The 13,069-nt window shown below is 60.2% G+C and carries 9 protein-coding genes and 2 tRNA genes; 2 read left to right on the top strand and 9 right to left on the bottom strand.

What is annotated here, in order from left to right:
• Positions 1–47 precede the first annotated feature (47 nt).
• The 5 genes from ACZZZ4_RS14820 to ACZZZ4_RS14840 form a co-directional block, all read right to left on the bottom strand.
• The gene (locus ACZZZ4_RS14820) at positions 48–374 is read right to left on the bottom strand and encodes a DUF3077 domain-containing protein (RefSeq protein ID WP_463548108.1); all 327 of its coding nucleotides are present in this window, start codon (positions 372–374) and stop codon (positions 48–50) included.
• 687 nt (positions 375–1,061) lie between these two features.
• On the bottom strand, positions 1,062–2,357 hold the full coding sequence (locus ACZZZ4_RS14825; protein ID WP_460124593.1) for a virulence factor family protein: 1,296 nt from the start codon (positions 2,355–2,357) through the stop codon (positions 1,062–1,064).
• Entirely contained in the window at positions 2,357–4,996 is a 2,640-nt protein-coding gene (gene mprF / locus ACZZZ4_RS14830; protein WP_129998815.1) for a bifunctional lysylphosphatidylglycerol flippase/synthetase MprF, read from the bottom strand. The genes ACZZZ4_RS14825 and mprF overlap by 1 nt, the downstream gene beginning before the upstream one ends.
• A gap of 279 nt (positions 4,997–5,275) precedes the next feature.
• Positions 5,276–5,352 (bottom strand) — tRNA-Met (locus ACZZZ4_RS14835).
• Positions 5,353–5,569: 217 nt separating this feature from the next.
• Positions 5,570–5,646, bottom strand: a tRNA-Met gene (locus ACZZZ4_RS14840).
• Positions 5,647–5,925: 279 nt separating this feature from the next.
• On the opposite strand from ACZZZ4_RS14840, the gene dinB reads away from it, so the two are divergent.
• Positions 5,926–6,987 carry a DNA polymerase IV gene (dinB, locus tag ACZZZ4_RS14845; RefSeq protein ID WP_463548109.1) on the top strand — a complete coding sequence of 354 codons (1,062 nt, stop codon included), beginning with the start codon at positions 5,926–5,928 and terminating at the stop codon, positions 6,985–6,987.
• 110 nt (positions 6,988–7,097) lie between these two features.
• On the opposite strand, the gene ACZZZ4_RS14850 is transcribed toward dinB, so the two are convergent.
• The 4 genes from ACZZZ4_RS14850 to ACZZZ4_RS14865 all read right to left on the bottom strand — a co-directional run bounded on the left by ACZZZ4_RS14850 (position 7,098) and on the right by ACZZZ4_RS14865 (position 11,870).
• On the bottom strand, positions 7,098–8,051 hold the full coding sequence (locus ACZZZ4_RS14850) for a hypothetical protein (RefSeq protein ID WP_039762595.1): 954 nt from the start codon (positions 8,049–8,051) through the stop codon (positions 7,098–7,100).
• A 17-nt stretch (positions 8,052–8,068) separates the two neighbouring features.
• On the bottom strand, positions 8,069–9,784 hold the full coding sequence (locus ACZZZ4_RS14855; protein WP_310406817.1) for a proline--tRNA ligase: 1,716 nt from the start codon (positions 9,782–9,784) through the stop codon (positions 8,069–8,071).
• 129 nt (positions 9,785–9,913) lie between these two features.
• On the bottom strand, positions 9,914–11,473 hold the full coding sequence (locus ACZZZ4_RS14860) for an AmpG family muropeptide MFS transporter (protein ID WP_310406819.1): 1,560 nt from the start codon (positions 11,471–11,473) through the stop codon (positions 9,914–9,916).
• Between the two features lie 43 nt (positions 11,474–11,516).
• Positions 11,517–11,870 carry an MGMT family protein gene (locus tag ACZZZ4_RS14865; RefSeq protein WP_016771391.1) on the bottom strand — a complete coding sequence of 118 codons (354 nt, stop codon included), beginning with the start codon at positions 11,868–11,870 and terminating at the stop codon, positions 11,517–11,519.
• 165 nt (positions 11,871–12,035) lie between these two features.
• On the opposite strand from ACZZZ4_RS14865, the gene ACZZZ4_RS14870 reads away from it, so the two are divergent.
• Entirely contained in the window at positions 12,036–13,043 is a 1,008-nt protein-coding gene (locus tag ACZZZ4_RS14870) for a DUF481 domain-containing protein (RefSeq protein ID WP_129998819.1), read from the top strand.
• Positions 13,044–13,069: the final 26 nt, after the last annotated feature.

A 13,069-nucleotide genomic window follows, 5' to 3' on the forward strand; every position in this document is an offset into this window, starting at 1 on the left:
CCCACCGCATTCGCGAGCAAGCTCGCTCCCACAAGGGTTCTGTGGTGTTAGTGGCTTTCAGGCAATTCTTCTTCGGATTCGGTCTTTGTGCGAGCAGGTCGTGGCATCAACGCCTGAATCACATCATCAATCAACGCTTTGCCCATCACCGTCAGGTAATGCGCAGCCCAGGCATGGCGGTCGGTGTCTCTGATGAAGGCAGCATCCTCGGCGAAGGATTTGGCGAGGGACAGCAGGTCGGAGGATTGCGACAAGGCATCGATGATCGGAATGCCGGAGCGGACGTTGAAGAACGCTTGATCCGAGTTGTAGAGGAAAGGGGTGAAGCCGATGGTTTTAACGCTTGCGAGTCCGTGCAGATCAGGTTCGGTCATCGTGTTACTCCTTAGTTCGAAGCGCCGCGACTTTCGTTACCACGCGAAAGGGAGGCAACTGTACGCAGGGTGGTAAACCGGGAACCAAGGAAACCGGCACGCTCGAAAGCGTCCCACGCACAGCCGCCATAACTCGAGGAGCGGGCTGTTGCGATGGTTTCTCCGGGTTACCACACCCGATCGCTGAATGGGTCAGCGACGTCCGGAGAGTATCCCGTCGAAAAACAGCGCAATAGAGCGGCAAAGCGCCCGAATACGAGATTCGGAGTTTGCCTACAAGGTCTGTGGGCGTCATCTGATATTGCGAGACCAGACGTAAACGAAACTAAACGTTGCTGGCGGTTACGTGGGTATTTGTTCGGTAGATGAATGAGTGTGGAGTTGACGATTCGATAATGCCAATTAAGCAGGTGTCCACGTTTTATGGAATGTGGACACTTGGCGTTTTTGGCTTCCTGAAGAGTCAAGAGATTTGCGAGCCTTGGCACAAAACTGTTGAATCCAGCGCAATTCCCCTGTGGGAGCGAGCTTGCTCGCGAAGGCGTAGTGTCAGTCGGCGAATGTGTTAACTGACCTGCCGCTTTCGCGAGCAAGCTCGCTCCCACAGGAATTGATGCTGTTCTTGAAAAATGTAAAAAGCCCCCGTCATCGCGAGATGGCGGGGGCTTTTTGTGGGCGTGGCTCAGATCACTCTTCGGCGACCGAGTCCTTGCTCTGGCGCTTCTCGATCAAGTCCACCAAGCGCTTGGCCAGCGCCGGGTAGTTCTCGTCGAAGTGGTGGCCGCCAGGCAGTTTCACCGCTTCACCAACAGCAGTCTTGTCCGTGCAGCCACTCTCATCCGTCTCTTCTTCACCATAGATGCACACAACCTTGGCCGCCGGCAGTTTGGCCATTTCCGGGCCGGTGGCGGCTTCTTTGCCGGCGTTGCCGAGCCAGCCTTCGACTTCGATTTCGAAGCTGCCGGTGCGGGCGAAGGCGAGCAGGATGATCGCGTCGACGCGCTGCTGTTCGTTCTCTGGCAGGCGGTTGTAGATCGCCGGGAGTACGTCAGCGCCGAACGAATAGCCGGTGAGGATGAAGCGCTTGGTGCCCCATTTCTGCCGGTAGTGCTGCATCAGTTCGGTGAGGTCGAGTGCGCTTTGCTCCGGGCTCTTGTGCTGCCAGTAGTAGCGCAGGGTGTCAATGCCGACCACCGGGTAGCCGATCTTGGCCATTTCCCCGGCCACGTCGCGGTCGAGGTCGCGCCAGCCGCCGTCGCCGGAGAGGAACAGCGTCACCGTGTCGTTGGCCTGACCGGCCGGCACTTCAACTACCGGGATCGCCAGGCCGCCGTTGGCCTTGTCGCCGCCTACGAGGATTTTGCGCAGTTCGTTGTTCAGCACTTGCGGCAGGTTGATGTCGTAGTCGCTGATGCTGGTTTCGGCGTTCGGCTGATCGCGCACGAAGCCTGCGCTGGCATCGTCCGGGTTGTCGTTCCACGCCACCAGCCAGTGGCCGTGGGCGGCGGATTTCGGCAACAGGTGGGTGCAGCCGGGTTTTTCCAGGGCCAGATCGACGGAGACGGCCTGGGCCTTGTCGTCTTTCTGTTCCGCCAGCCAGCGCCATGCCAGCACAGCGCCTGGGCCGATACCGCTGACCAGGGTGGCCGGGCCATTCAGTTCGCGCAGGCCAGATTGCAGGGCGCGGCTTTGCAGCAGGCAGTCCTTGGGCAGAATCACCTGAACGATCTGCGCCGACGCGCTGCGGCTAAGGGTGGTCAGTTGTTTCTCGGAGAGCTTCTGTTCGTCGGTGACGGCGACCAGCACCTGAGCCTTCGGCTTGCTGCCCGGGATCACTCGGGTCATGGCCGCGCCATCGGCGGGTTTGAGTTGTTCGACGGTCGGTTCCGGTGCCGGGCGTTTGAGGTACCAGTAACCGCCGCCGGCAATCACGGCCAGCACCAGCAGGGCGGCCAGGATGTACTTCAGGGAGCGTTGAATCATCAGCGTTTCACCAATCCAGTCAAGCCGCCCGCGATCAGGGCAGCAGTGTCGGCCAGCGCCACGAGCGGATCGAGTCCGGCGGGCACGGCCATATAACGAGGTTCCCAGTCAGGCTGGAACTTGTCTTTGAAACGGCGCAAGCCTTGGAAGTTGTACAGCTGCTCACCACGGCGGAAAACCATCGAGCCCAAACGCTGGGTCAGCGGTGCGCCACGCCGGGGTTGCAACCCCGACAACGGCACCATGCCCAGGCTGAAGCGCGCGTATCCGTGACTCTTATAGTGTTGAATCAGGCCGACCATCATGAATTCCATGGTCAGCTTCGGCGCTTCCGGGTGCGCGCGCATCAGGTCGAGACTGGCCAGATCGTGGCTGTAGGTCTCGAGCAGATTGGCGAACGCCACCGGGCGGCCTTCGAAGCGAATCACCGCAATGCGGAAATGCTTCAGGTAATCGTCGCTGAAGCGGCCCAGGGAGAAGCCTTTCTCGCGCACGTTCTTGCCGGTCAGCCAGGCATCGGAAATCACTTTCAGCTCATCCATCGGCGCCTGCCCCGGCTCATGGATTTCCAGCGACAGACCATCGCGGGTGCCGCGGTTCCAGGTGTAGCGCAGGTCCTTCATCTCCTTGCCCTTGGCTTCGAGATCAAAGCGCTGCAGATCGACCCGGGCCTCTTCGCCGAGCTTGATCGCAGTCAGGCCGATGTCCATGTAATACGGCAGGTTCTCCGCGCGCACTTGATAGAACACGGGGCGCGTGTGATGGATGTCGCAGAGGTCGCGGAACTGCCAGATCATTTCCGCGCGCTGCTGGCTCGGCCCGATCGGGTCGTACAGCGCCACCAGACTGCGGCCACGGCGGGCGTACATCAGGAACGCCTCATCGTTGGGATGAAACAGCAACGCCTTGTCCCCGGTCAGCGCGAGGCCGCCGTCGGGTTGCGACGAGGCCATGAGGATTTTTGCCGCGCGGTCGAGTTCGTCCGGCGTCGGCAAATGAATCACCGGGCGCGCGGTGCGCAGCAGCCAGGTCAGCGAGATGATCACCAGCAATACCGCCGCACCGAGCAGTGAGCGCAGGCCGCGCGGCGCGTCAGCATCGAGGGTGAACTGCCACCACAGTTGATGGCTGTAGGGCACGTCCTGATAGGCGAACAGCAGCAACCAGGCCGAAGCCCCCAGCACGCAGAGACTGGCGACCAGATACAGCGGCGAAAACGGCAGTTCGGTCAAACGGCTCGGGCGATAGAACGAGCGACGAAACACGCCAAGCAGCGCGGCCGTAAGCGTCATCAGCGTGGCTTCTTCCCAGTCGAAGCCTTTAAGCAGCGAGAGCAGGGCGCCGACCAGCAGCAGAATGGTGGTCAGCATCCACGCCGCCGACAGACGCCGGCGCAGGCCTTGGGCGAGCAACAGGCACAGCACGCCAATCAGGCTGGCGCCGAAGTGCGAGGCGTCGACCAGGCGATGCGGGATCAGAAAACCGATGTGCTCCAGGCGCGTGTCGATCTCCGGGGTCGCGCCGGAAAACAGCAACACCACGCCCGACAGGAACACCAGCACCGCCAGAATCGGCGCGGCCAGACCGGACGCGGCGCGCATGGTCTGGGTCTGAAACAGGCGCTGGCCTTCGTTGATCAGCAGCAATACGCAAGCGACCAGCAGCGGCAGCACCACGTAGATCAGGCGATACAGCAGTAGGGCAGCGGCCAGCGGCGCGGCGCCAAGCTTGTCGGCAAACGCCGCGAGCAGAATCGCTTCGAACACGCCAACGCCGCCCGGTACATGGCTGAGTACACCGGCGGCCAGCGCCAGCAGATACACCAGCAGGAACGGCGCAAACGGCGGCGCTTCCGGCAGCAACAAATACAGAACGGTGGCGGCAGCCGCGACATCGAGAGCGGTGATCACCAGTTGCAGCAAGGTCAGGCGCCGACCCGGCAGGCGCAATGTGCGCCGACCGGCGCGGACCAGCAGATTGTCGGGGTAGGGCTGTTCCGGCAGACGACGGCGATAGATGCCGATTGCCAGCACAGCACCGACGATCAATACGGCAGCGGCGACAGAACCGAGCAAGACTTCGGACAATCCCAAGGCCTGCGAGGCGGCCGGCAGGTTACTCAAGGTCGCCAGCGCGGCCAGCGGCGGCAAGGCGCAGCCCAGCGAGAGGCTGGCGAACAAGGTCATGTGCGCGACTTCCGACGCACCGACGCCCAATCGCGCATATAAACGATAGCGAACCGAGCCACCGGAGAGCAGCGACAGGCCGATCGCATTGCCGATCGCAAAAGCGGTGAAGCCGCCGAGCGCGAGCATGCGCGGCGGCAGTTTTACACCGGCGTAGCGGCTGGCCGACCATTCATAGCCGAGCAGGATGATGAAACCGACCACCGTCGCGCCAATGGCACCGAGCAGGGCCGGTTTCGGTACATCGAGAATCGAGTCATGCAGCGCATCGAGATCAAGCTCGGCGAGCAGATGGCGGCAGGCAATCAGGGCAATGGCAAACAGCAGCAACGTGACGGCCAGACCGATCGGCTGACGGTATTTGCTTAACCGATCCAGCCAGCGCAAACGCTCGGGTTTGATCGGTTGTTCTGCTGTAACGGTGTCTTGTGGATCAGACGAGTTGGCGCGCATCAATCACCTCTTGGATTGTGCGCGACAGGATGGAGGTATCCAGCCAAGTTACCAATCCCTGTAGAAAAAAATAATCACAAAATACTACGCCTCTCGTCGGGCATCGGCGAGGGCAGTTCCTGGATTGCAGAAACCCTGTCTGCGACTCAAGCATAGTCGCAACTCAGCGTTTCCGATGATCCCCAGCGGTTCACTGCACAGTGACAGATCATTGTTGCGAAAGGACTTTTTCAACAGATACAAAAAAGGCCACTCTTTCGAGTAGCCTTTTTTGATGTTTGGTTGCGGGAGCCGGATTTGAACCGACGACCTTCGGGTTATGAGCCCGACGAGCTACCAGACTGCTCCATCCCGCGTCTGTGTGGCGGCATTCTACAGGCGAACGGCGAGGTGTCAACCGCTAATCCTGGAATGGGTCAAATAACTGCGAAATCGCGGCAAACGGTCGCAGGTAATGTGTAAGTTTCGGAAATGCAACGAATTGCCGTTTTGCTTGCGATTGAGCGGGGCGCTCATTTGCAAAACAGACGCGCACAAAAAAGGCCACTCTTTCGAGTAGCCTTTTCTGATGTTTGGTTGCGGGAGCCGGATTTGAACCGACGACCTTCGGGTTATGAGCCCGACGAGCTACCAGACTGCTCCATCCCGCGTCTGTGTGGCGGCATTCTACAGAGGTTCGCGCGTCTGTCAACCGTCGATCTGGATAAATCTGTTGAGGTTCAAGTGCTTAGCGTATGTTAGCGGCGCTTGGCCGGCGCACAGGGCAGGTGGCGCAAGGCTTTCAGCTCTATTGCGTGTTGATCTGTGATTGAAAAAATAAATTCAGCGGAAATCTCCTACGGTCGGAAAAGAACATTCAACCACTGGTGCTATATACAGGTGTGAGTGAGATACTGCCGCTCCGGCTTGCCACGTTGTCTTTTTCCGACATGACCCAGCGAAAAATCATCCACATTGACTGTGACTGTTTCTACGCCGCCATCGAGATGCGCGATGATCCTCGTTTGGCCGGCAAGCCGTTAGCGGTGGGTGGTTCGGCGGATCGACGCGGGGTGATCGCCACCTGCAACTATGAAGCGCGCGCCTATGGTGTTCGCTCGGCGATGGCCTCCGGGCATGCGTTGAAGCTGTGCCCGGACCTGACCATCGTCAAGCCGCGCATGGAGGCTTATCGCGAAGCGTCGAAGGAAATTCATACGATCTTTGCCGACTACACCGACCTGATCGAGCCGCTTTCCCTGGACGAGGCCTACCTTGACGTCTCCGACAGCGCGCATTTCGGCGGCAGCGCCACGCGCATCGCCCAGGACATTCGCCGCCGCGTCTCCAATCAACTGCACATCACCGTTTCCGCAGGCGTTGCGCCAAACAAGTTTCTGGCGAAGATCGCCAGCGACTGGAAAAAACCCAACGGTTTATTCGTGATCACCCCGGATCAGGTCGAGGAGTTCGTCAGTGGTCTGCCGGTAAGCAAGCTGCACGGCGTCGGCAAGGTTACCGCCGACAAGCTCGGCAAGCTTGGCATCGTTGACTGTCAGCACCTGCGCGAGTGGGGCAGGCTGGCGTTGGTGCGCGAATTTGGCAGTTTCGGCGAGCGCTTATGGAATCTGGCCCGTGGAATCGATGACCGTCTGGTGCACAACGACAGTCGGCGTCAGTCGATCAGTGTGGAAAACACCTACGATGTTGATCTTCCGGATTTGCGCGCCTGCCTCGACAAATTGCCCGAGCTGCTCGATACCTTGCAAACCCGCATGTCGCGGATCGACAGCAGTTATCGACCGGGCAAGCCGTTCGTCAAAGTCAAATTTCATGATTTTACCCAGACCACACTGGAACAGGCCGGGGCAGGGCGCGATTTGGGTAGTTATCAGTTGCTGCTGACGCAGGCGTTCAATCGCGGCGGCAAACCGGTGCGGTTGTTAGGGGTAGGAGTGAGGCTGGAGGATCTGCGGGGCGGGTTTGAGCAGATGGAGTTGTTTGAGCGGTAGATTCGCGGCGCCTGGCAGGGCGTCTTCGCGAGCAGGCGCGCTCCCACATTGGATCTGCGACGTTCACAAATCCCTTGTGGGAGCGAGCCTGCTCGCGAAGTTTCTAAGCTTTAATTCGGTCCCGGATCAGCCACTAAACGTCCGGCATCCTTGGTCAACGCCTTGAGAAACTCAGCCTGCAATTCAGGATCATTGCGGGTCAGTTCGATCAGGCTCTGTTCCAGTTCGCTGGCTTCTTCTTCCAGGCCCAGCTCCGACAGGCGTTTGACCCGGTGGACCCACTGGCTCACTTCGTCATCTTCCAGGTCGTCGTAAATCAGCCCGTGCGCCTCAATCAACTTGCCGCGCAGGTGGCCGCTGAGCATCAGCGTCGAGTCGGTATGCACATCGTCCTTGGCGTCTTCGACACTGATCTGCAAGCGGCCGATATGGTTGAGGTCATGTTCGGCAAACGGACTGTCGAGCAGGTTCAAGCGCAACACGCCGTTGCGGTCGGTGGTCATGTCGAATGTTTGCTTGCCGGCCTTGACCTGCACCGGCCGCTCGCTCCATGGCAGGCTCGAATACTCCGTGCGCTTGTCGCGCTGGACTTCATCGATGCCGGCGAGGTTCTGTTGCGCGCGACCGTTGGACTGCACGTTCATGAACGGGTTGAGCCCGGCGAAACCGTAGCTCAGCCAATCCCGGGTGACGCTGTCCGGCAGATTGCCGAGTGCGAACACGTTGACCACGTTGGCACCGACACCACCGACCACGGCCACCGCGCCCAGCGGAATCTCATAGACTTCGCGCCAGGGTTGATAAGGCGTGTAGCGGTCGTAACGGCGGGTGACCTCGAACTCGGTGACTTCGAAAGTCTTCTGCTCGTTGATCTTCACGCGTCGTTGCGGCAGCTCGAGCACTTTCGGCTCGCCTACATCGATCTGCAGGCTGTGGTTGAGCAACTTTCGCTCGACCCGCTCTTCGTGCTCGCTGCGTTGCGACATGTGATTGGCGCAGCCGCTGACCAGCAGGGCGCCGCACAGGGCGGCGCCACCGAGGCCTAAGGTGTTTCGCTTGAACATGACGTCTCTATCTGGTTTCAGCGGCGGATACGGGCCTGAAGGAAGGACACAACATCGGCCACCGGCAGCGCTTGCGCCTCTGCTTCGGAACGACTCTTGTATTCCAGGTTGCCTTCGGCGAGGCCGCGGTCGCTGACCACGATCCGGTGTGGAATGCCGATCAGCTCCATGTCCGCGAACTTGATGCCCGGGCTGGTTTTCTTGTCGCGATCGTCCAGCAGCACTTCGAAGCCGGCCGCCGTCAATTCGGCATACAGCTTGTCGGTGGCTTCGCGCACCTGCTCGGTTTCATAGCGCAGCGGTACCAGCGCGATCTGGAATGGCGCCAGGGTGTCGCTCCAGATGATGCCGTTGGCGTCGTTGTTCTGCTCGATGGCAGCAGCCACCACGCGCGATACGCCAATGCCGTAGCAACCCATTTCCAGAGTCACCGGCTTGCCGTTCTCGCCCAGCACTTCGCACTTCATCGCCTTGCTGTACTTGTTGCCCAGCTGGAAGATGTGGCCGACTTCGATGCCGCGCTTGATTTCCAGTGTGCCTTTGCCGTCCGGGCTTGGGTCGCCGGCGACGACGTTGCGCAGGTCGGCAACGGTCGGAACCGGCAGATCACGCTCCCAGTTCACGCCGAAGTAGTGCTTGTCATCGATGTTCGCGCCGATGCCGAAGTCGCTCATCATCGCCACCGAGCGGTCGATGATGATCGGCAGTGGCAGGTTCAGCGGGCCGAGCGAGCCGGCGCCGGCGCCAATCGCGTCACGCAGTTCGGCATCGGACGCCATGACCAGCGGGCTGGCCACGCCGGGCTGGTTGGCAGCCTTGATTTCGTTCAGTTCGTGGTCGCCACGAATCACCAGCGCGATCAGCTTGCCTTCTTCTTCGGCGTGGACGATCAGGGTCTTGATGGTCTTTTCAATCGGCAGATTGAATTTTTCCACCAGCGCCGCGATGGTCTTGGTGTCCGGCGTGTCGACCAGACGCAGTTCTTCGGTTGGCGCAGGGCGTGAGGTTTCCCGTGGCACCGCTTCGGCTTTTTCGATGTTAGCCGCATAGTCGGAACCGTTGCTGAAGACGATATCGTCTTCGCCGGACTCGGCCAGCACGTGGAATTCGTGGGAGCCGGCACCACCGATCGAACCGTTGTCAGCTTCCACCGGGCGGAATTTCAGGCCCAGACGCGTGAAGATGTTGCAGTAGGCTTCATGCATGCGGTCATAAGTGATCTGCAGCGACGCCTGATCAGCATGGAAGGAGTAGGAGTCCTTCATGATGAATTCGCGGCCGCGCATCAAACCGAAGCGCGGGCGGATTTCGTCGCGGAATTTGGTCTGGATCTGGTACAGGTTGATTGGCAGCTGTTTGTAGCTGCTCAACTCGTTGCGCATCAGATCGGTGATCACTTCTTCGTGGGTCGGGCCCGCGCAGAAATCACGACCGTGGCGGTCTTTGATGCGCAGCAGCTCAGGGCCGTATTCGTCCCAGCGCCCCGATTCCTGCCACAGCTCGGCCGGTTGGGTGCTCGGCATCAACACTTCCAGAGAACCGGCAGCGTTCATCTCTTCGCGAACGATGGCTTCGACCTTGCGCATGACTCGCAGGCCCATCGGCAGCCAGGTGTAGAGGCCCGAGGCAAGCTTGCGGATCATGCCGGCGCGCAGCATCAGCTGGTGGCTGATCACGACCGCGTCGGAAGGCGTTTCTTTCTGTGTGGCGAGCAAAAATTGACTGGTGCGCATGGTTGGCCGTTGTCGGTTGCTATGACTGGAAATGACGCAGCAGTGTACCGGCGAGTTTTGCTGACGTACAGAAGTGTGGCCGGCGGAAGGCGCCAGCGGCGGGATTCTTCCCGCCATTGGCGAAGCCTCCTACGATTCTTCGGTGACCGGCGTCGGTGCAGGCTCGGGCGTTGGTGTCGGGCCTTCGCGGCGGCGTTCCTGGAACCAGTGCAGCGCGATCAGTAGCAGCGTCGGCACGCCGAGCAGCGCGGTGATGAGGAAGAAGCTGTGATAGCCGAACTTCTCGACCAGCACGCCGGAATAGCCGCCCATCAAGCGCGGCAGCAACAGCATGATCGAGCTGAGCAGGGCATATTGCGTCGCCGAGAATTTCAGGTTGGTCAGGCTCGACAGGTAGGCGACGAACGCCGAGGTCGCCAGGCCCGAGCTGAAGTTATCCAGGGAAATGGTCACCACCAGCATTTGCAGGTTCGGGCCCATGTCCGCGAGCATGACGAACAGCAGGTTGGTCGCCGCCGAAGCCACGCCACCGATAAACAGGATCGGCAGAATGCCGAAACGCACGATCAACAGCCCGCCCATGCCGGCGCCGACGAGGGTCATGATCAGGCCGAAGATCTTGCTGACACTGGCGATCTGATCCTTGGTGAAACCCTGGTCGATGTAGAACACGTTGGCCATCACGCCCATGACTGTGTCCGACATCCGATAGGTGGCGATCAGGCCCAGCAGCAACAGCGCCTGCCAGCGATAGCGCAGGATGAAGTCATTGACCGGCGTCAGCACCGGTGCCAGTCCGCGCCGGCCCATTGCCGACAGGCACATTCCCGTCAGCAACGTATAGAGGATGGCGCGCAGAAAGGCGCGGTCTTCGAGCAGCAGATCGAGCGGGCTCATGTCGCCGAACAGCACGCCGGCAAAATCGGTGTTGTACAACTGAGTAAACATCGCCGGTACGGAGACCAGCAATATGATCAGCACGAACACCGACATCAATTGATGCATGAACGTATAGCGCCCGGCCTGCAACTGCGTGCGCAGTGGCACGGGCGGCTCACGCATGAACAGCGTAGTCAGCAATGCGGGGACCATCAATGCGCCGAACAGCACATAGGTGCCGGTCCATGCTGCGTGCTTATAGTTGAAGCCGGTGGAGCCGAAACCTTCGGCAAAGAACAGCGCGCCGGCGGTGGCGAGCAGGGCGGCGACGCGGTAACCGGACATATAACTGGCGGCGAGGGCGGCCTGGCGGCTGTCATCGGCGATTTCCAGGCGATAGGCATCGACCGCGATATCTTGCGTAGCAGAGGCAAAAGCGACGACGACGGCAATGGCGATCAGCCAGGACAAATGCTTCTGCGGATCACAGAAACCCATGCCGATCAGGCCGAGAATCACCAGTGCCTGGGAGAGCACCAGCCAGGAACGGCGGCGGCCGAGCTTGCCCAGCAAGGGCAGGCGCCATTGGTCGAGCAGGGGCGACCAGACCCATTTGAACGCATACGCCAGGCCGATCAGGCTGGCATAGCCGATGGTTTCACGGGCCACGCCCGCTTCACGCAGCCATACGGAGAGCGTCGAGAACACCAGCATGTACGGCAGGCCGGCGGCAAAACCGAGCAACAACAGCACGAGCGTCGAAGGACTGGCATAGGCGGCGAGCGCGGCGCGCCAGGTTTTACGGGGCATGGGCTGAAGTCTGCCTCAAAATTGCGAAAACAAAGCGCGCACTCTAACCGCTGTGCTCTACCGGACGCCAGCCATGGCGCCGAATATCCACACGATTGTTCTGGACGGTGATGCCTTCCATGCGCAATCGCGCACGTTGTTCATCACCGGAGGGGCTGCCGACCGGCAGACTGATGCGTCCGCCGGCGCCGAGTACGCGGTGCCAGGGCAGCTTGGTGTCGCCGGGCAACTGACTCAAAGTCCGCCCGACCCAGCGCGCGGCACGGCCCAGCCCGGCGAGTTCGGCCAACTGTCCATAACTGACGACTTTGCCTTCGGGCACTTGGGCGAGTGTCGAGTAGAGCGCCGTGCGTCGGATTTGCGCATCGTTTTCAACGCTGTCGAGCGGGTCTTTCACGTACACGGCTCCTGAGCATTGGCGTGACGATGGCGACAAGGGTAATCGCTCGCGGTCCAGTTGAGAAATGAACTCAATTGAAATAGTCCGGTCAGTCCTTGTCATGGGCAAAATCCTACGGATAATGCCGACCTTTTTCGCCAACTCTGAGCCCCCGATCTGCTTATGTTTCCCAGAACCCTGTTGTGCCTTGCTGTTTTCAGCGCGTCCACGCCCCTGCTTGCCGACACCGTCTGGTTGAAAAACGGCGACAAGCTGAGCGGCACCATCACGGTATTCGACGGCGGCAAGCTGTTGATCCAGACCAAATACGCCGGTGCGGTGGCGATTGACTGGAAAGAGGTCAAGACCCTCGACAGCGATCAGCACCTGCTAGTGAAGCAGGACGCCTATGCCGGCGAAGTGTCGAAGTCGCTCACGGCAGCCGACGATGGCAAGGTCACCCTGGCTAATGGCGAGGCGCCTAAGACTGTCGAACTGGCGAGCATCCAGCAGATTCTCAAACCCAAGCCGATCGTCACCGACCTGGTGTGGAAGGGCAACGTCGATCTCGCCCTGGATTACCAGCGCGCCGAAAAGGACACCGACGATTACGACGTTGCGTTCAAGACGTCGGCGCGGCATGGTCGCTGGCGGCATACCGCCGAGGGCGAGTACAACCGCGAAGTGCAGGATGCGGAAACCACCACCAACAACTGGCGCGCCGAATATTCCCTCGACCGCTTCCTCACCGATCAGTGGTTCTGGCAGGGCCGTCTGAACTACAAGCGTGATCACATTGAAGAGCTGGCGCGCCAGCGTGTCGTTGGTACCGGTCCGGGTTACCAGTTCTGGGATGACGAGCTCGGCGCGTTCTCGCTGGGTTCGTTGCTCAACCGCACCGACTACGAATATCGCGATGGCAGCAAGGACAACTTCTATTCCGTCGCGATGAAGTGGGACTACAACCGCTACCTGATCGGCAAGAAGGTCGAGTTCTTCACCAATGGCGAAGTCGGCAAGCCGCTTTCGGGGGTTGCTGATTACGCGCTGGATGCCGAGCTGGGCCTGCGCTACAAGGTCACCGACTGGGCATCGCTCAACCTCAAGGCCGAGCGCGACATCATCAGCGGCACCAACGATGCGGATCTGAACAAGACCCGTTATACCGCTGGGTTTGGTGTGGCCTGGTAAAGGCACAAACAAAAAATCGCAGCCTT

It is taken from the genome of Pseudomonas sp. AC252, from assembly GCF_979258105.1.